The sequence below is a fragment of the Rhizobium sp. NPDC090279 genome, assembly GCF_044769665.1.
Taxonomy (GTDB): Bacteria; Pseudomonadota; Alphaproteobacteria; order Rhizobiales; family Rhizobiaceae; genus Rhizobium.
In genome coordinates, this window is record NZ_JBIVYI010000009.1 from 364720 (window position 1) to 381688 (window position 16969).

At 59.0% G+C, this 16969-nt stretch carries 20 protein-coding genes and 1 tRNA gene; 14 read left to right on the forward strand and 7 right to left on the reverse strand.

Annotation, left to right across the window (positions count from 1 at the left end):
- Nucleotides 1–55 precede the first annotated feature (55 nt).
- The 5 genes from pip (at nt 56) to ACIQWP_RS23800 (ending at nt 5133) form a co-directional block, all read left to right on the forward strand.
- On the forward strand, nt 56–1018 hold the full coding sequence (pip, locus tag ACIQWP_RS23780; protein ID WP_402792913.1) for a prolyl aminopeptidase: 963 nt from the start codon (nt 56–58) through the stop codon (nt 1016–1018).
- Nucleotides 1019–1406: 388 nt separating this feature from the next.
- Nucleotides 1407–2012: a transglutaminase-like cysteine peptidase gene (locus tag ACIQWP_RS23785; protein WP_402792915.1), complete on the forward strand. Its 606-nt coding sequence runs from the start codon at nt 1407–1409 to the stop codon at nt 2010–2012.
- Nucleotides 2013–2346: 334 nt separating this feature from the next.
- On the forward strand, nt 2347–3117 hold the full coding sequence (locus ACIQWP_RS23790) for a hypothetical protein (RefSeq protein ID WP_402792917.1): 771 nt from the start codon (nt 2347–2349) through the stop codon (nt 3115–3117).
- Nucleotides 3118–3234: 117 nt separating this feature from the next.
- Entirely contained in the window at nt 3235–4728 is a 1494-nt protein-coding gene (locus ACIQWP_RS23795; protein WP_402792919.1) for a D-alanyl-D-alanine carboxypeptidase, read from the forward strand.
- Between the two features lie 129 nt (nt 4729–4857).
- Complete coding sequence (locus ACIQWP_RS23800) at nt 4858–5133, forward strand: hypothetical protein (RefSeq protein ID WP_069612243.1); 276 nt, start codon at nt 4858–4860, stop codon at nt 5131–5133.
- Between the two features lie 107 nt (nt 5134–5240).
- Here the strand turns inward: ACIQWP_RS23800 and ACIQWP_RS23805 are convergent, their stop codons facing one another.
- Nucleotides 5241–5675, reverse strand: coding sequence for a DUF1489 family protein (locus ACIQWP_RS23805; protein ID WP_402792965.1), 435 nt, complete (start codon nt 5673–5675; stop codon nt 5241–5243).
- 110 nt (nt 5676–5785) lie between these two features.
- Here ACIQWP_RS23805 and ACIQWP_RS23810 point away from each other — a divergent pair, with 110 nt between their 5' ends.
- Nucleotides 5786–6805, forward strand: coding sequence for a serine hydrolase domain-containing protein (locus ACIQWP_RS23810; RefSeq protein WP_402792921.1), 1020 nt, complete (start codon nt 5786–5788; stop codon nt 6803–6805).
- Nucleotides 6806–6841: 36 nt separating this feature from the next.
- Here ACIQWP_RS23810 and ACIQWP_RS23815 read toward each other — a convergent pair whose 3' ends face one another.
- Nucleotides 6842–8251: an L-serine ammonia-lyase gene (locus tag ACIQWP_RS23815; RefSeq protein WP_402792923.1), complete on the reverse strand. Its 1410-nt coding sequence runs from the start codon at nt 8249–8251 to the stop codon at nt 6842–6844.
- Between the two features lie 199 nt (nt 8252–8450).
- Here ACIQWP_RS23815 and ACIQWP_RS23820 point away from each other — a divergent pair, with 199 nt between their 5' ends.
- The 3 genes from ACIQWP_RS23820 (at nt 8451) to ACIQWP_RS23830 (ending at nt 10680) form a co-directional block, all read left to right on the forward strand.
- Complete coding sequence (locus tag ACIQWP_RS23820; protein WP_402792924.1) at nt 8451–9143, forward strand: DUF599 domain-containing protein; 693 nt, start codon at nt 8451–8453, stop codon at nt 9141–9143.
- Nucleotides 9144–9204: 61 nt separating this feature from the next.
- A complete protein-coding gene (locus ACIQWP_RS23825; protein WP_402792926.1) occupies nt 9205–10194 on the forward strand; it encodes a DUF1624 domain-containing protein in 990 nt (329 codons plus the stop codon).
- A 12-nt stretch (nt 10195–10206) separates the two neighbouring features.
- Nucleotides 10207–10680, forward strand: coding sequence for a methyltransferase family protein (locus tag ACIQWP_RS23830; RefSeq protein ID WP_402792928.1), 474 nt, complete (start codon nt 10207–10209; stop codon nt 10678–10680).
- Nucleotides 10681–10701: 21 nt separating this feature from the next.
- On the opposite strand, the gene ACIQWP_RS23835 is transcribed toward ACIQWP_RS23830, so the two are convergent.
- The gene (locus tag ACIQWP_RS23835; RefSeq protein WP_402792930.1) at nt 10702–11091 is read right to left on the reverse strand and encodes a MerR family DNA-binding transcriptional regulator; all 390 of its coding nucleotides are present in this window, start codon (nt 11089–11091) and stop codon (nt 10702–10704) included.
- Between the two features lie 438 nt (nt 11092–11529).
- Here ACIQWP_RS23835 and ACIQWP_RS23840 point away from each other — a divergent pair, with 438 nt between their 5' ends.
- Nucleotides 11530–12024 carry a peptide deformylase gene (locus ACIQWP_RS23840; RefSeq protein WP_402792932.1) on the forward strand — a complete coding sequence of 165 codons (495 nt, stop codon included), beginning with the start codon at nt 11530–11532 and terminating at the stop codon, nt 12022–12024.
- A 59-nt stretch (nt 12025–12083) separates the two neighbouring features.
- Here ACIQWP_RS23840 and ACIQWP_RS23845 read toward each other — a convergent pair whose 3' ends face one another.
- From ACIQWP_RS23845 to lipB, 4 genes are all read right to left on the reverse strand, one after another.
- Complete coding sequence (locus tag ACIQWP_RS23845) at nt 12084–12620, reverse strand: hypothetical protein (RefSeq protein ID WP_402792934.1); 537 nt, start codon at nt 12618–12620, stop codon at nt 12084–12086.
- A gap of 261 nt (nt 12621–12881) precedes the next feature.
- Nucleotides 12882–13187: a hypothetical protein gene (locus ACIQWP_RS23850; protein WP_402792936.1), complete on the reverse strand. Its 306-nt coding sequence runs from the start codon at nt 13185–13187 to the stop codon at nt 12882–12884.
- Between the two features lie 18 nt (nt 13188–13205).
- On the reverse strand, nt 13206–13523 hold the full coding sequence (locus tag ACIQWP_RS23855; protein WP_402792938.1) for a hypothetical protein: 318 nt from the start codon (nt 13521–13523) through the stop codon (nt 13206–13208).
- Between the two features lie 867 nt (nt 13524–14390).
- Nucleotides 14391–15107 (reverse strand): lipoyl(octanoyl) transferase LipB, encoded by a 717-nt coding sequence (gene lipB / locus ACIQWP_RS23860; RefSeq protein WP_402792940.1) that lies wholly within the window; start codon nt 15105–15107, stop codon nt 14391–14393.
- Between the two features lie 237 nt (nt 15108–15344).
- Between lipB and ACIQWP_RS23865 the strand changes: the two genes are divergently transcribed.
- The 4 genes from ACIQWP_RS23865 (at nt 15345) to ACIQWP_RS23880 (ending at nt 16642) form a co-directional block, all read left to right on the forward strand.
- Nucleotides 15345–15429: transfer RNA gene (locus tag ACIQWP_RS23865), tRNA-Leu, on the forward strand.
- Between the two features lie 139 nt (nt 15430–15568).
- Nucleotides 15569–15907 (forward strand): hypothetical protein, encoded by a 339-nt coding sequence (locus ACIQWP_RS23870; RefSeq protein WP_402792941.1) that lies wholly within the window; start codon nt 15569–15571, stop codon nt 15905–15907.
- A gap of 246 nt (nt 15908–16153) precedes the next feature.
- A complete protein-coding gene (locus ACIQWP_RS23875) occupies nt 16154–16369 on the forward strand; it encodes a hypothetical protein (RefSeq protein ID WP_402792942.1) in 216 nt (71 codons plus the stop codon).
- 96 nt (nt 16370–16465) lie between these two features.
- The gene (locus ACIQWP_RS23880) at nt 16466–16642 is read left to right on the forward strand and encodes a hypothetical protein (RefSeq protein WP_402792944.1); all 177 of its coding nucleotides are present in this window, start codon (nt 16466–16468) and stop codon (nt 16640–16642) included.
- Nucleotides 16643–16969 lie beyond the last annotated feature (327 nt).

A 16969-nucleotide genomic window follows, 5' to 3' on the forward strand; every position in this document is an offset into this window, starting at 1 on the left:
ACGCCGCGCCGCGAAATAGCGACGCCTGTCCTTCTCATTGATGCGTGACGGCAACATGCTCTACCCGGACATAACTCCCTTTGACGAGGGCCTGCTTGAGGTCGGCGACGGCCAGCGGATTTACTGGATGCAATCCGGTAATCCGCGGGGCGTGCCCGTCCTCATCCTGCATGGCGGTCCGGGATCGGGCAGCTCCGCTGGAACGCGGCGCTATTTCGACCCGCAATACTACCGGCTGATTCAGTTCGACCAGCGCGGCTGCGGCGGCAGTCTTCCGCATGCATCGGAACCGGTGGTCGATCTCGCAGCCAACACGACATGGCACACGATTGCCGATATCGAGCGATTGCGGTTGCGCCTCGGCGTGGAACGCTGGATCGTCTTCGGCAATTCCTGGGGCTGCACGCTTGCGCTCGCCTATGCCGAGACCCATCCGCGGCAGGTCGAAGGTTTGCTCCTCGTCGGTGTTACCATGACGCGACAATCGGAGATCGACTGGCTCTATCAGGGCCTCGGCCGCTTCTTTCCGGAGGAATGGGCGCACTTTCGGGCCGCAGTGCCAGAGGTGGATCGCAGTAGTAATCTGGTCGCCGCCTATTATCACCTTCTGCGCGATCCCGATCCGGCAATCCATGTGAAGGCCGCCACGGATTGGCACCAATGGGAGGCCGCCTCGATCCTGGTCGATCCGCGCGAGACGCTGTCGCCGCGCTGGTCAGACCCGCGCTATCTGACGGCACGCGCCCGGATCATCGCCCATTACTTCCACCATCTGGCATGGCTTGAGGAACGGCAGATCCTGCGCGATATCCATCGGCTCGCCGGTATCCCCTGCACGATGATACAGGGCCGTATGGATCTTGAGGCACCGCTCGTGACCGCCTGGGAACTATCGCAGGCATGGCCGGAGGCGGAACTGGTGATCGTTGCCAATGCGGCCCACTCGCCCGCGGTTGCGGAAATGGCCGCTGCGATCATCCGCGCAACCGACGGGCTTCGCCGCGATATCAAGCGATAAAATCGAAAATATTTTTGAGCCGGCTTTCCCAAAATGGGACAGATCCGGGTGGAAACAGCCATTTTCGTCGCCTCGACACGGCGTCTGCGCATCTGCCATGTTCCAGCATGATACGCCTTCCGCCGAAAACGGCACTCCGGCGTTAAGACATCGATTTCGAGAAATCCTTTCAAGCCAGCGCGATCCGGGATTTTGTCTGCCGGCATCCGATACCGAACTCACTCAAAATTTAATCAAATTTGCCGCGAACTTGAATCAAGTTTTCTGCGTGTTTTATGAAAGTTTGATCCAGATTTGAATCAACTAAGCCATTAATTTGACTATGTAATTTTGCGTCAGATAAAATCATGCGTGTCATTCTGATCCCAATAAAAACAGGGACAGGGACATGAACTTTCAATTCGTACTTCGCGGCTGCGCCGCCCTCGCACTTTCTACTCTCGGCTTCTTCGGCCTGGCTCAGGCCGCGCCCGCCACCATGACGATCACCGGCGACGCCGCCCCTCCGATCGGTCACTATGAGTTCTGCAAGGAAAACCCGCGGGAATGCGCCTTTGCCGGCGGCGACGCCGGCCCGGTCATCCTCAATCAAGACAGCTGGAAGACTATTCTGAAGATCAACTATACGGTCAACACGACGATCAAGCCGATGACCGATATGGAACTCTACGGCGTCGAGGAAAAGTGGGCGATCCCGACCACTGCCGGCGACTGCGAGGATTTCGCGCTCTTGAAGCGCAAGCAGCTGATCGATGCCGGCTTTTCGCCCTCCGATCTGCTCATGACCGTCGTGCTGCAGCCGAACGGCGAAGGCCATGCCGTGCTGACGGTCCGCACGGACCGCGGCGATTTCATCCTCGATAACATGCGCAACAAGGTGAAGCTCTGGTCCGAGACCGAATATACCTTCCTCAAGCGTCAGTCCGCCGCCGATCCGGCCCGCTGGGTCAAGATCCAGGACGGTCGCGCCGTTGCGGTCGGCAGCCTGAAGTAAGCGTTCTTCACACAGGATCGTCGGCGATCTAGCGTCGATGATCAAGGTCAGAGGCCCGGTCTCGTCCCCTGATTTCTGTCCAGGCCGGTGCCTCCGAGCCGTTCCCACTGTCCCTGGGAACGGCTCTTTTTGGTTGTAGTGCGGCCCTCAAGGCAAGTGCTGAAAATTTCTCGGGAATTAAGTGTGCCGTTAGCATGGCTTGCGACGTATATTTAACCGTCGGTTAACTATCGTGGCGCCAATCATCATTTCCAACGAGACTCAAAAAAATCGGGCGCCACGAGGTTCTGCCATCGACGATGGCGGCCGAACGGAAGGAAATGAAGGCAAGAACATGGCTTCTCCCCTCTCACCCGCCGCAATGATCGAAGAAAGGCCGCTGATATCGGGCGGCTTTGTCTATCGGCTCACAGCCGGTGTTGCCTTTCTGGCTGCCCTTACCGTCGCCATATCCGTCGGTGGTCATTGGCTTGGCGAGAAGATTTCGCTGGCGGGCCACACGACTGATACCAAGCCCATCTCCGTCACGATCGGCGACGACACGATGCGTCTGGCCGCAAACACCATTCGCTTTCCGAGCGAGCGTGCGGACGGCACGGCCGAGCGCGTCGATCTCTATCTGACCTGGCCGCAGATGCAGGGTTACAGCGAAGCCGATCGGATGCGCTTTGACGATATCTCGCAATCGTCCTCGCTTCTCTTCCTGCAGATCAGCCAGAGCACGATGTCCCGCGACATGTCCGGCCGGCTCGAGCCGATCTATTCGCAGCTGATGGACGGGGCTGCCTATGCCGGCCCCTTCGGCCTGACCGCGCATCGACTGCGCGCGGATGCAGGCTATAACGGCGAGATCCTCCTGACGGCGCCACGGTCCGGAGAGACCGAATATGTCGTGCGCTGCCTCCTTCCCTCTTCGCCGGCGCTGGCGACCAGCGGCGACTGTCAGAGGGACGTCAAGATCGGCAGAGATTTGAGCGTTCTCTACCGCTTCTCCAGCAATCAGCTTGGGGATTGGCGCACGATGGATGCCGCCGTCCAGAACTTCGTCAACACGCGCCTTGTGGATAAGGCCGGACCCGTAGCAACAGCTGTGGGCGGCCGCTAAAATGGCGCAGAAACCTGAAACCAACTGTTCATCATAAACCGATTGGTAACGCTAAGCCTCTACTGTCGAGCGGAACGGCCGTTCATGGAGGCGGCGGCCGAATAATCGAGAATGTAAATGCAAGCAGAGAGTGATTTAGTGTCCAGATCCATTCTTCCCGTTTCGTCGTCTCAAACCGGTAGGATTCTGGCGAGAGCGCTTCTTGGTCTTTCGATCGCGACGGCGACGATCACCGTGACCGTTATCGATGCTAGCGCCGCCGGTCCGAAATATGCGGGCATCGTCATCGACGCCAATACCGGCAATGTTCTCTACAGCGAAAATGCCGACACGCTGCACTATCCCGCCTCGCTGACCAAGATGATGACGGTCTACCTGACCTTCGAGGCGCTTGAGGCCGGACGCATCACTCTTGATACTCCCGTCGTGTTTTCGAAGAATGCCGCGGGCCAAGCGCCGACGAAGCTGGGGATTGGCACGGGCCGCTCCGTGACTGTTCGCGAGGCTATCCTCGGCATCGTCACCAAATCCGCCAATGATGCCGCAATGGCGCTTGGCGAAATGCTTGGCGGTTCGGAAGAGGGCTTTGCCCGTATGATGAACGACAAGGCGCGCGCGCTTGGCATGACGCGCACGACCTACCGCAATCCGAACGGCTTGCCGAATACCGCGCAGATGACCACGGCGCGGGATCAGGCGCGCCTCGGCATCGCCCTGCGCGAACATTTTCCGCAATATTATGGTTTCTTCTCCGAAACGAGCTTCCGGCTCGGCAATCGCGTCATACCCGGCCACAACCATCTGGTCGGCGCGGTTCGCGGCGTCGACGGCATCAAGACAGGCTATACCCGCGCTGCGGGCTACAATCTCGCAACATCGGTCAAGGTCGACGGCCGCTCCATCGTCGGCGTCGTTCTCGGTGGCGCTTCGACCCCGGCTCGCGACAATCAGATGCGCAAGCTGATCGCTGCCTATCTGCCCGAGGCATCGACGAAGCATATTGCTTCGAATGTCATCGCCGAAGCGCCGTCTGCGGCGCCCAATATTCAGGCGGCCAGCGCGCGCATGGCTGATATTAGCCGCGCGAAGATCAAGAATGACGAGACGGCGGAGATCGCCGATTCTCGCCCGTCGAGCGCGGCGGCTTTCGCAGCTGTAACGCCGCAGTCGGGCAATCCGCTACTCGCGGCTAAGCCCGCCGAGCGACCCGCTTACGATGAAACCGCGTCCGCGGCTGCGTCGGATGACGCCGATGAGGACGAAGTCGATACCGTAACGACCGCATCGACCTCCAAGAGCGATACGAAACTCGTCAAGCTGCAGCGGGCCGAGAGATCCGAGAAGGTTGCAAAGGCCGAAAAGGCTGAGCGTGGGCCGACCGGCTGGGTCGTCCAGATCGGCATTTCCTCCAGCAAGGATGGCGCAACCGACCTGCTCGACACGGCGAAAACCAAAGGCGGCAAGGCTTTGCGTTCGGCCAAGCCCTATGCAGTCGCCTTCGATGGCGGTTTTCGCGCCCGTTTCGGCGGTTTTGAGGATCAGAGCGAGGCACTCAATGCCTGCAAGGCGCTCAAGCGAGCCGGCGTGAAATGCTGGGCGAGCATGGAATAAGAATAATGCGGCCGATGTTTTCGCGCCGCATGATGTGAAGATTGCTCGGGCCTTTTATCAAGCCCGATCTTCCGGCTCCGAGTGTCAAGCGGGCCGGCCCTGAGTTTGTAACGTGTACGGGGTTTTGAAATGGCAATGAACGAGAACTTTCCCGGTTTCTCGCTCGACGGCGGGGGCAAGATGAAACCGAAGGGCTTTGCTCTTCATCCGCTGCATGAGGCGGCGATGCGGTTGGCGGACCTCGGTCTCAGCCGTTCGCGCTCGCGCAATAAGACGAAAGACCTGATCGGCATCCTGCTTTGCCACGGTGCGCGTGCCTGGCGCTACTCGCAGCCTGAAGCTCATATTCATCTGCATATCACCGCCCCGACTGGCCGCGCGCCGATCATGATGCGTCTGCGCTGAAGCAATTCGGGAAATCGAACCAAGCGATTTTCCGGCTGCAATTGTGAAAGACAACGAAAATGAGCGGTTCAGGGCCTTCGTGTGGAGTTGAACCGCTCCAAGCTGCTCTATAGCAAGCCGAGTTCGGAAAGTTCTCGCCTCAGATCAGCAGGCAATTCGGCGGCAGCACCCAAGCTGTCGAGATCGCGCGGCACATCGTCTTGCGGATAATAGCGCCAGCCCTGAAACGGCCGCTTCGGCTGCCCCGTCGTCTCGACGACGCTCGGATCGAGGATGAGGCGGCAACGCTGAATGCCGTCCGCATCGGTGAAAGTCTCGATACCAAGAAGCTTTTGCCTCGCCTGCACCTGCCCCTTTATGACCCAATAGAGCGAGCCGCCATCCAGCAGCTCTTCCACGCGTTTCGGCACCATCCGCGTCGTATGGGTCGTATGCGGCTCCAGCCCGGCGGCAATGGCATTCATCGCCCGTTCGGAAACCCACTCGCGCAGATCCTCGATCGAATCCGCGCCGACGCACAATTTTATGAGATGCAAAGCCATAGTGACGTTGAAGTCCTTTTGGCTGGTAGCGTCAAGCTTTTCGCTGACGACATCCACAGAGTGGGTAATATCCTCCGGCGGAGCAAGAGGTGATTCTTCCGGAGGCGATCATGAGCGGAGCTTCGCATTACCCATCCAACGATTGGACGGCAGCAGATGATCCCGACCAGTTCGGCTGGTCGGGCACCGCTTTGGCGAAAGCTTACCAATACGCGCACTCCATTGGATCATCCGCGATCATGATCGTGCAGGATGGTGCGATTGTGAGCTCCTGGGGTCGAATTACCGATGTGACCGGTATCGCCTCGATGCGCAAAAGCCTGCTCAGCGCATTGTTCGGCATTCATGAAGCCGACGGTACGATCGACCTAGCGGCAACCCTGGCCGAACTGGGCATCGATGATTGCGAACCAGCGCTGACATCGAAGGAAAGGCAGGCGACAGTCGGCGATCTTCTGATGTCAAGATCAGGCATCTATCACGCCGCTGCCGATCAGGACCCGGCCATCCTTCCGCCCAGGGGCGTCCATGCCGCCGGAGAGCAATGGTTCTACAACAATTGGAGCTTCAATGTTCTGGGGGTCATTCTCCAGCAATTGACCGGGGTTCCGATCGCCGAGGATTTTTCCCGCCGCATCGCAATTCCGCTCCAGATGCAGGATTTCCGGCCGGAACACTTCTATTTCAAGACGATTTCCCAATCGGTTCACCCCGCCTACAAGATCCGAATGTCCGCGCGTGACCTTGCACGCTTAGGCGTGCTCCTCGTGAATGGGGGTCGATGGCATGATGGGCAGATCATTCCGGCGGAATGGATCAGCAGAAGCATCGTGCCCTACACCGATCTCGGGCGCGGCGCGGGTTTCGGCTATAGCTGGTGGATCGGACGATATGCATTGCAACCGCCGACAGCCGCCGCCGGTGAAATCGTCAAGGACAAGCCATTTTACTGGGCATCCGGCATGGGAAACCAATATCTCATGGTGTTTCCGGACATAGGGATGGTTTTGGTCCACAGGGTCAGCGACGCCAATAATGGACCGAGCAGTGCGCAAATTGAGCAACTGCAAACCATGCTCCTGGGAAGCCGCGTGGCCGGCATCCCCGTCACTACCCCAATAAGCAAATGATCTTCGCGCGAACTCGCGCTCCGCGCTCTGTCCGCTTCAGCACTCCACGACATTCACAGCGAGGCCACCCATCGAGGTTTCCTTGTATTTCTCGCTCATATCGTTGCCCGTTTGGCGCATGGTTTCGATGCAAGCGTCGAGTGGCACGAAATGCTGGCCGTCGCCCTTGATCGCAAGCGAGGCTGCGGTGACCGCCTTGACGGCGCCGAGGGCATTGCGCTCGATGCACGGCACCTGGACAAGACCGGCGATGGGATCGCAAGTCATGCCGAGGTGATGCTCCAGCGCGATTTCCGCGGCGTTCTCGATCTGCTCGGGCGTCGCACCCATGACGGCGGCAAGCCCCGCAGCCGCCATTGCGGCCGCCGAACCCACCTCGCCCTGACAGCCGACTTCTGCGCCGGAAATCGAGGCATTGTGCTTGATGATGCCGCCGACGGCAGCCGCCGTCAGCAGATAGTTGCGAATGCCGTCCTGATCCCAATCCTCGTGGAAATGCTGATAGTAGCGGATCGTCGCCGGGATGACGCCGGCCGCGCCATTGGTCGGCGCCGTTACAACACGTCCGCCGGCAGCGTTCTCCTCGTTGACAGCCATCGCATAGACGCTCAGCCAGTCGTTGGCGAGCAGCGGATTGATACGGTTGCTGCGCCACTCCTCCTGCAGCTTGTCATGGATGGTGCGCGCGCGCCGGCGCACCTTCAGCCCGCCCGGCATGATGCCGTCGACCTTGAGGCCGCGATCGATGCAGCTGCTCATCGCGGCCCAGATGCGGTCGAGGCCGGCATCCAGCTCCTCGGCGCTCATATGCGTTTCTTCATTGGCGCGCTTCATCTGCGCGATCGAGAGGCCGGAACGTTCGGACATTTCCAGCATCTGCTTGGCGCTGGCGAAGGGGAACGGAACGCGCTCGCCAACCGCAGCCGGCTTCTTGCGGTCTGCCTTCATCTGCTCCAGCTCCGTGTCGGTGACGACGAAGCCGCCGCCGACGGAATAATAGATGCGCTTGACGAGCAGGCGATCGTCCTTGTCGAAGGCGGAGAAGCTCATGCCGTTGGCATGGCCCGGCAAAGGCACCTTCTTATCAAAGATGAGATCGGTCTTGGGCTGGAACCGATAGGCCGGATGACCCGGTGGCGTGATGCGCCCGCTGCGCTCGACCTCGTCGATGATGCTATCCATATGGTCGGGGTCGACGCTGTCGGGCCTTTGGCCCATCAGACCGAGAATGACGGCCCTGCCCGTGCCGTGGCCGATGCCCGTATGAGCAAGCGAGCCATGCAGGCTGACCTTGATCGACTCGACATGAACATTCGACGACGGCCGCGGCCATTCGTTCGAAAGCACGAGGTCGAGGAAGCGATTCGCGGCCGACATCGGCCCCATCGTGTGTGAGCTGGATGGTCCCACACCGATCTTGAACACATCGAAAACTGAAAGAAACATGGACTTTTGGTGCCTCCCAGGCAAATCGATTTCTGGCAAGGCTACGCTATCGGGGCAAGCTTGCACGGCGATTGGCCGACATCGGATTTCATGGCAGCGACATTACATATAGGCATTCGGGGAAGCAAACAGAAGGCCATTGCGCGCGGCACGCGCTGAGCTACAGTCCACATCGGATTGATCTGGAGAATCTCCCCTTATGACGACTGCCGACTATGTCGCCCTCGCCCTCTTCATCTTTCTCTGGGTTGCGTTGAACTGGATCACCAGCAGCGCCCACTTCTTCAATCGCACCAGCCTGACACTGGCAATGAACGAACGCCGCCGCGAATGGATCTACAATTCGCTGCGCCGCGACCTGAAGATGATCGACACACAGATTCTCTCCGGCCTGCAGAACGGCACGGGCTTCTTCGCCTCGACGTCGATCTTCGCCATCGGCAGCTGCTTTGCGCTGCTTGGCGCCACCGACAAGATCAATGCGTTTTTCTCCGACCTGCCCTTCATCCTCAACGGCGGCCGCGCGGCCTTCGAGCTCAAGGTGGCAGGGCTGGCCTGCCTGTTTGGCTATGCCTTCTTCAAATTCGGCTGGGCCTACCGCCTGTTCAACTACTGCACCATTCTTTTCGGTTCCCTGCCGATGGTGGAGGATGCCATTCTCGATCCCGCGCGCGCCGAACGCGCCGCCGAGCGTGTCATCCGCATGAACATCATCGCTGCCCGTAATTTCAACGCCGGCCTCAGGGCGATCTTCCTGTCCATCGGCTATCTCGGCTGGTTCCTGAGCCCCTATGTCTTCATGGCGACGACGATCTTCATCATTGTCGTCCTAATCCGCCGGCAGTTTTTTTCCGATGCCCGTCTGGCCATCATGGATATCGATGTGCCATGACAACGCCGCGCCGGTTCGAGCCGGCGCGCATATCTGAATTCATGCCTGGAAGGACCCCGCAATGGCCGTGATCGCCGAGAGCGTCGATGCCCCACGAAAGACGTCTCGCATCGGCATTCTGGATACGGCGCGCGGCGTCGCTCTGCTGGCCATGGCGAGCTATCACTGCACCTGGGATTTCGAATTCTTCGGCTATCTCGATTCCGGCACGGCGGAAACGGGCTGGCTGAAGCTCTATGCCCGCGCCATCGCCAGCACCTTCCTGTTCCTGGCGGGCTTCAGCCTCGTACTTGCAAGCACGCCCGAGATCCGCTGGAAATCCTATTGGCGACGACTGGGCATGATCGTCGCCGCGGCCGCGGCCATCTCGCTCGTCACCTTCATCGGCATGCGCGACGAATGGATATTCTTTGGCATCCTGCACAGCATCGCCGCGGCGAGCCTCATCGGGCTTGTCTTCCTGCGTTTGCCCGCATTCGCCACGCTTCTTATCGCGGCATTGCTCGCCGTCGGCATTGTCATCGACAACGTGGTTGCGCCTCTGTCGCTGCATTCGACGTTTTTCGACGCGCCGTGGCTCTGGTGGGTCGGGCTTTCGGAAAACATCCAGCGATCGAACGACTACGTGCCGCTCTTCCCATGGCTGACGCCATTTCTGTTCGGTCTTGGCGTCGCACAATTGGCGACATCGTTCGGCTGGCTGGAGCGCCTGGCAAAATTCGGCCCCGGCCGCAATCTCATCGCCAGCGCCGGTCGCCACAGCCTGATCTTCTATCTTGTTCACCAGCCGGTGCTGTTCGGCCTCGTCTATCTTCTGTCGCTGGTCGCTCCGGCACCGCCGCAGGACCCGGCGGTCGGCTACATCAGGCAATGCGCGGCCGCCTGTACGCAGTCGGGCAGCGAAGCGATGTGCCGCAGCTTCTGCCAATGCACGCTCGATAAGTTGCAGGCCCAAAATCTCTTCAAGCCGCTGCAATCCGGGGCGATCAAAGCAGATAGCGATGAACGCGTAAGCCGAATCGCGATACAATGCACGGATGAAGCGCAATGACAGGGTTATTCGATGAATGCCTATCGTTCGAAGTCGCTGAGTTTTCCGTGGCCGCCGCTGCTCTATAGTCTTGCCGTCATTGCGGCACTCTATCTGCAGCGATGGTATCCATTGCCCCTGACCTTCATCTGGGCGCTCGTTGCCTGGGTCATCGGCGCGCTTCTGACCGCTTTTTCGGTGACGCTGAACGTCTGGGCGGTCAAAACGCTGCTGGAGCGCCGCACGACCGTCCTGACCCAGCGTTGCACCGCCCATCTGGTGACGACCGGCCCCTTTCGCTTCACCCGCAACCCGACCTATCTCGGCTACACCTTGCTGACGGCAGGGCTCGGCTTGCTGATCGGCAATCTCTGGTTCGTTGCGATGGCAGCCGTCGCAGCCGCCTTGACGACATTGCTCGTCATCCGCTGCGAGGAGATGCATCTCCTCTCGCGATTCGGCTGCGAATTTGAGTTTTACTGCAGGCGCACGCGGCGCTGGCTTTGACGAGCTGGGCCTTGTTGGCGATCACGTCCCCACGCCGATTTCGGCGAGACGGCCGAGACAGGCCTCTTCGACATTGTCGAGTTCGCTCAGCGTATCCTCGATATCCTTGCGCTTCTGGCGCAGTTCGTCGCGTTTCTCGTCCACGCGCTTCATCAGCAGCTTGAGCTGGCCGATCTCGCCAGGCGGCTCCTTGTAGACCTGGATAATCTCGCGGATTTCAGCGATGGTGAAGCCGATGCGGCGACCGCGGAGGATTTCGCCAATGAGGCGCCGGTCGGCGGGTCGGAACAGGCGCGTACGCCCCTTGCGCTCGGGATGTATGAGGCCTTCGTCCTCATAGAACCTCAGCGTCCGGGTCGAAACCCCGAATTCCCGAGTGAGCTCCGTTATGCTATAGTATCCGTCGACCAAGAATCCGCCCCTATCTGCTAGCCACCATAATATTGACTTTTACGTAATAGTCAATTTTTACTGGTCTGCAGCATGTCCCCCGCCCGCCAGTGCGGCACAAACCATCAGCTCGCAAGGTCTGGGTGCGTGAAATACCCGCCAAAATCGACGGATGCGGTCGCAAAATTAGGTGGCTGCTGCCAGGCTTGGCTCCGAATCGATATGGCGGAAGCACGAAATGCCTCGATACAATGATTGCGTCCTTAACGCCGCAGCGGCTCCCGCTTGAAGGTCCAACGCTTATCCCCGCCTCTCTTGAGGTTTGTTAAAGCCGATATAAAACAATTTGATAATAGAGAAAGCTCTCAAACAGCATGCAGCTGTCTGGACCCTGGCATTACCGCCATTCTGACCCTATCCTGACCCTTGCGTATGTCCTTCCATCCGATAGAGAGTGCCGTGCCCTCCCGCCCCATCATCCGCTTTCCCGATCCGCTGCTGCGAACCGCCTGTACCACGGTGACGATCTTCGACGATGAGCTTCGAACGCTCGTCAACGACCTGCTGGAGACGATGCGGGCCGCGCCCGGTGTCGGCATTACCGGCCCGCATATCGGCATCCTCAAGCGGGTCGTCGTGATCGAACTTAGCCGCGAGGATGGCGTGCGCATCTATATCAATCCGGAGATCCTGTGGTCGTCGGTCGAGACCATGCGGCATACGGAAGGCAGCGTCTCCATGCCGGGAGCGACGGAGGAGATCGCCAGGCCGAAATCTATCCGCTTTCGCTATCAGGATGTTGCAGGCGAGAAGCATGAAATGGAGGCGCATGACTTTCTGGCCATTTGCATCCAGCACGAGATCGACCAACTGGACGGCATTTTCTGGCTGCAGCGGCTTTCCAAGCTCAAGCGCGACCGGCTTGTGAAGAAGTGGGAGAAAATGCGGGGCTGATGTCTGCAAAGAAAACGGGCGCCCGAAGGCGCCCGCTCTGTATTCGCTTAGCTCGGCAATTAGCCCTTGAGCTTGGAATTGCAGAGGCTGTAGTAGCCGCCGCCCTTCTGTATCCACTTCAGGCCGCCGAGCCCATTCTTGGCCTTGGCGGCATTGTAGGCATCGACGCAAGTGTGGAAACGGCCCTTGCCGGGCGTCTCGCTGGCATACTTGGCATCGACCTTTGCCGGGAAGATTACGCCGGCCGGGGCAGCGGCCGTCGGCTTTGCCGGTTCAGCTGCCGGCGGCTTGGTGGCGTCGGGCTCGCTGGCGTCGACCTTGGCAGCCGCAGTCGTCTTCGCCGGCTTGGCAGGCGTCGTAGCAGCCGGCGCAGTGGCTGCCGGAGCGGTGGTCGTGGTGGCGCTGGCATCAGCGGCGCACTGCGTTGTGCGGAAGTCGTTCCACTTCTGGCCGTTCAAGGTACCAGCGGTTTTGGCGGCCTGATATTTGGCGCTGCACTCTTTCATGGTTAGCGCAGAAGCTGAAGAAGCGAGGCCCATCGAGCCTACAACTGTGAGAGACGCAAAAGACATCAACAGAATGGCACGACTTGTCATTGGCATTTCCTCCGCTCTATGACGAATGTCGAAACTATTAATCGTATCGTCCATATCGATTGTCAATCGACGCGCGATCTGGGGGCGACAGAAGACACCATATGCGGACGAACATGAACGGAAACTGTACAAAAATAGCCATCAAAAAGAGTGGCTTGGCCTGGTTGGCAATTTCCGATGGCACTTCGTCGGCGCGATGAACTCAGCCAGAGGTAGAAGCGGTCGCGGTGTCGATCCGGCACATTGGCCGCGCCGATTCTGTTACTCGCAGGTCAGCGATGCGCTCGGGCTGCAGTAGCACTCGTAACGGGGAGCTGGACAGGTTGCCAATGCAAGGCTGAAATCCTGACAGTTGCATTGGACGTGAAACTGCTGATCGGCGGTCGCCGATGTCGCGCTATAAATGGAAAAGCCGGTGCCGACATCGGCCGGGCGAGAGCCCACACTGAAGGAATAGCTCGAACCGGCATTCTGGGGCGGCGAGCTGTTCTGCTGTGCCGACGCTGCGAATGGCAGGCACAGCGTCGCGCAAATCGCGATCAGTATTCGTGCAGCCGATTTGACCATTTCACCCGCCCGCCGCTCCTATTGGCACATCAGATAGGCGTGCGGAACGCAGGTGCATGCGTAAGATTGTGTCGGGCACGTCATGTCCTGCAATGTCCGGTCGTCGCAATTGCATGTTACGAAATAGGAAGAGTTGTTCGGCATCTTCAGAATGCTCGAGGTGGAATAACCGCTGCCAAGATCCGCGCGCCGGTAGCTGAAGCTCGAGGCCGGGTTCTGGGTATTCTGGTTGTTATCAGCGGTCTGTGCCATGACCGGCAGGGCGGACACGGCAAGAAAGAAGAACGCCTTGTAGCCTGTCTTCCAATAATGGGTTGCGCCAACAACGACTCTCATGTCCTTACTCCATCCGGCAGCTTTTGTTTGGGAATGAATTCTAGTTTCGGAATGCGTCTTCCGTTTCTCTATCTGTTGCGAAACGTTTCTATTCCGCAATTTCCAGGCGTGAGATGAACGGAATGTCGCGGGCGCCTTGCCTCGGCATGATGGCTGGGAACCATCGGGATTCCAGTCCATCTCCAGCGTGACGATATCACACCGCGCCGAGGGAAAAAGCCGCCGAGACGCGATCAAGGGGCCGCCGGCGATCACTGTTTCGCGAGGAATGAGAGCGGATTCGCATGAGATACAACCTATCGTGAACTTCAGACCTTGAAGTGCGGTCGCATCGCCCTAGTTTCCCCCTAGCAGTTCCCCTCTCTGTGCCCTGGATGCTCTCCCTTCCAGGGCATTTTTCTTTTGGGAATTTCTTCTTCCAGGGTATTTCTCTTGGCGAGCGAGGCGCGCGGCAAGATCGACCATCGCGCTAAATGATTGGCCACCGCTCCCAAATGGGCGTACCGTATCTTTACCGTTGGCCACCGAACCCGTAGGCGCCGGCGGCTGAGAGCGACCGATGCGCTTTCGCTTGCGAAGGTCAAGGAGTTACCCGCATGACCTCGCATGATAGTCGCGACAATATACTCAGCGATCAGAAGCTGCATGATCTTCTCAAGGCAGAAGACAGAATAGATTTTTTGGAGAAATCCAAGCGTTGCGCCCTGGATGGGTCGGAACCGCGTGAGGCAGAGGATGCCGAAGAGGCTTCCGCGTGAGCGATGGCGGTTTCTCGCCGTCAACTGGACAGGTCGCCTGACCCATCCTGTTTAGCGTGGAAATTCAGCATGATGACGAGAACCATCTGAAGGCGATCACAGATCGGCCTCACGCCTCGTTGACCGTTTCACCGAAGACCTGCTCGAACGCTTCACGAAGGCGAATATCGACATCCGTCATCATGACCGGCAGGCCAAGATCGACGAGACTGGTGACGCCGTGGGCCGAAATTCCGCAGGGAATGATGCCGGTGAAGTGCCCAAGATCGGGATCGACATTCAGCGAGAGACCGTGAAACGTCACCCATTTGCGCACACGAATGCCGAGGGCAGCAATCTTGTCCTCGGCCACGGTTCCATCCGGCAGGATAGGCTTTTCGGGGCGCCTGACCCAGACGCCGACACGATCTTCGCGCCGCTCGCCGCGCACATTCATCGATTCGAGCGTGCGGATGATGACTTCTTCGAGCGCGCCGACGAAGGCGCGGATATCCTGCCGCCGACACTTCAGGTCCAGCATCACATAGGCAACGCGCTGGCCCGGCCCGTGATAGGTATATTCACCGCCGCGTCCGGTCGCAAAGACAGGGAAGCGATCCGGCTCGATGAGATCGGCGGCATTGGCGCTCGTGCCCGCGGTATAAAGCGGGGGATGTTCGACAAGCCAGACCAGCTCCGACGCCTGCCCTTCGGCGATCGCCGCCGCTTCCGCTTCCATGGTGGCAACGGCCTCCTCGTAAGGCACGAGGCCATCCCTGATCCGCCAGCGGACGGGCGGCGTGCCTTGAACGGCAAACATTTGATGAGAAAGTTCGGTGCGAAGCATATGGCAGTCCTTTGCGCGCCGTTGGCCGCAGGTGTGGAAATCCTGCGCGCCGACGGGTTGTCCACATATGGCGCTATTCGGGCGCGAATTCAAACATCTACGGCGTTTCAACGCATTCCAGGGGTGCAATCGAAGGGCCTGTGAAGGAATTTAAAAAAACTGACATATCGCTCTTGTGCCCCCGGAATGCTTTTGCTACATGCAGCCGCGCCGGAGCAATTCGGCGCCTACCACGATGCGGTCGTGGCGGAATTGGTAGACGCGCAGCGTTGAGGTCGCTGTGGGGCAACCCGTGGAAGTTCGAGTCTTCTCGACCGCACCAAAAGAACCCAGCTTCGGCTGGGTTTTTTGTTTTTAAACTGGCGAATCCGCAAAGGTTTGCGCCCCGATGGAATTCCATCGAGTGCTTTCAGGCGCGCGACGTGTAAGCTGGCAATCATTGAAAACCATGGAGGTGGCTCATGCCCCGTTTCCTTGCCGTTTACACCATGAAGCCCGAAGATCTCGCGTCTTTTCGAAGCCGACCCAAAGCCGAGCAGGATGCTGTCGATGCGATCGGCATCGCACAGTGGACGGCGTGGGAGGAAAGAAACGCTGCATCTATCCTTGATCGTGGCGGCATGGTGGGAAAGACGACGCGCATCACCAGGAACGGCGTCGCCGACGCGGTCAATCCATTCTGCGGCTACCTGGTGGTTGAGGCTGAAACCGCAGATGCCGCCGCAAGGCTTTTCGAGGACCACCCCCACGTGACCGTCTTTCCCGGCGACGGCGTGGATATCATGCCCTTTTTAACCTGACTTTCCTTGATAGACCTTTCCACCATAATGAAGGGTCGGCGGCAGAGGTGTGCCTAGGGGCCGCAAGCGGACCCGCTAGAGAACGCTGAGCTGGTTTTTCGCGGAGGACCGTTTTCATGCTCCGTGGCGGCTAGGCTTGGCCGCTGTTCTCCCGTCTTGGTCTGCAAGAGCCGTCCGGTCTCCATGATCACTTGACTTCGCGCGGCCCTCTGGCACCGTGAAGTTTCTTCTGAGATGGGAGGATGCATGACCCGAGAACGCTTTTCCGAATGCCTTTTGCACATCCGCTGGACACCGATCAATCTGGCGAGTGCCCTGCAATGCGACCTGTCATGGGTGGAGGCATTAGAGGCTGGGAATGTCGCAGTGCCGGACGGATTGGCGGCATGGCTGGAAACTCTCGCGCAATGCCATGAGAAGGTCGGCGTTCCAACTGCGTATCGCGGACGTGGGCACGACTGAGAATGACGCGAGCGAGCCTGGAAGACGAGTGGCGGTCCGGAAACGGCGGATAACTCATTCCAAATGGAGGGATTTGAGATGAATGATGATTTTCGCTTGAAGCTTATCAAAATCAGAGGCGAAAAGATCGCCCATCGCAACGAATTGCTGGCGATGAAGGTTCAGGGCGGCGGCACAAAATCCGTGAACGAGGTTATCGATCTCGACGGCATGATCGCCCGCGAACAGCTCGCGATCGACAACCTCGATGATACGATTGCTCGCCTGAGCTAGAAGTGGCCAATTAGAAAAGAACCAATCAATATTTGGCCGAGTTCTTGCCGTAAGAAGCGACCGGGCGGGCCGGCAACCCTTCCGACCGGGTATCGCGCTTTTCGAATCCTCTATATAAAGCCCACAGTAAGCGCTCTAAGTATCCCAAGCTAAGCTTTATAGAGCGATGATATTTCGGTCGTGAAGTGCCCCCCGAATTTGGGCCAGCGGGAGCTGGAATTTTCCGGGGTTTTGAAGTGCCCCCCGAATTTGGGCCAGCGGGAGCTGGAATTTTCCGGGGTTAAAGGCTCAGCTCGGCGGGGGTGCCGATGAGCCGTTCATGAGCGA

What these genes read in the sequence shown, in the direction of transcription:
- ACIQWP_RS23875 (WP_402792942.1), top strand. Translation starts at nt 16,154, where the DNA reads ATGACCCGAGAACGCTTTTCCGAATGCCTTTTGCACATCCGCTGGACA.
- ACIQWP_RS23845 (WP_402792934.1), bottom strand. Translation starts at nt 12,620, where the DNA reads ATGACAAGTCGTGCCATTCTGTTGATGTCTTTTGCGTCTCTCACAGTT.
- ACIQWP_RS23800 (WP_069612243.1), top strand. Translation starts at nt 4,858, where the DNA reads ATGGCAATGAACGAGAACTTTCCCGGTTTCTCGCTCGACGGCGGGGGC.
- lipB (WP_402792940.1), bottom strand. Translation starts at nt 15,107, where the DNA reads ATGCTTCGCACCGAACTTTCTCATCAAATGTTTGCCGTTCAAGGCACG.
- ACIQWP_RS23820 (WP_402792924.1), top strand. Translation starts at nt 8,451, where the DNA reads ATGACGACTGCCGACTATGTCGCCCTCGCCCTCTTCATCTTTCTCTGG.
- ACIQWP_RS23810 (WP_402792921.1), top strand. Translation starts at nt 5,786, where the DNA reads ATGAGCGGAGCTTCGCATTACCCATCCAACGATTGGACGGCAGCAGAT.
- ACIQWP_RS23850 (WP_402792936.1), bottom strand. Translation starts at nt 13,187, where the DNA reads ATGGTCAAATCGGCTGCACGAATACTGATCGCGATTTGCGCGACGCTG.
- ACIQWP_RS23825 (WP_402792926.1), top strand. Translation starts at nt 9,205, where the DNA reads ATGGCCGTGATCGCCGAGAGCGTCGATGCCCCACGAAAGACGTCTCGC.
- ACIQWP_RS23855 (WP_402792938.1), bottom strand. Translation starts at nt 13,523, where the DNA reads ATGAGAGTCGTTGTTGGCGCAACCCATTATTGGAAGACAGGCTACAAG.
- ACIQWP_RS23790 (WP_402792917.1), top strand. Translation starts at nt 2,347, where the DNA reads ATGGCTTCTCCCCTCTCACCCGCCGCAATGATCGAAGAAAGGCCGCTG.
- ACIQWP_RS23785 (WP_402792915.1), top strand. Translation starts at nt 1,407, where the DNA reads ATGAACTTTCAATTCGTACTTCGCGGCTGCGCCGCCCTCGCACTTTCT.
- ACIQWP_RS23805 (WP_402792965.1), bottom strand. Translation starts at nt 5,675, where the DNA reads ATGGCTTTGCATCTCATAAAATTGTGCGTCGGCGCGGATTCGATCGAG.
- ACIQWP_RS23830 (WP_402792928.1), top strand. Translation starts at nt 10,207, where the DNA reads ATGAATGCCTATCGTTCGAAGTCGCTGAGTTTTCCGTGGCCGCCGCTG.
- ACIQWP_RS23815 (WP_402792923.1), bottom strand. Translation starts at nt 8,251, where the DNA reads ATGTTTCTTTCAGTTTTCGATGTGTTCAAGATCGGTGTGGGACCATCC.
- pip (WP_402792913.1), top strand. Translation starts at nt 56, where the DNA reads ATGCTCTACCCGGACATAACTCCCTTTGACGAGGGCCTGCTTGAGGTC.
- ACIQWP_RS23870 (WP_402792941.1), top strand. Translation starts at nt 15,569, where the DNA reads ATGCCCCGTTTCCTTGCCGTTTACACCATGAAGCCCGAAGATCTCGCG.
- ACIQWP_RS23795 (WP_402792919.1), top strand. Translation starts at nt 3,235, where the DNA reads ATGCAAGCAGAGAGTGATTTAGTGTCCAGATCCATTCTTCCCGTTTCG.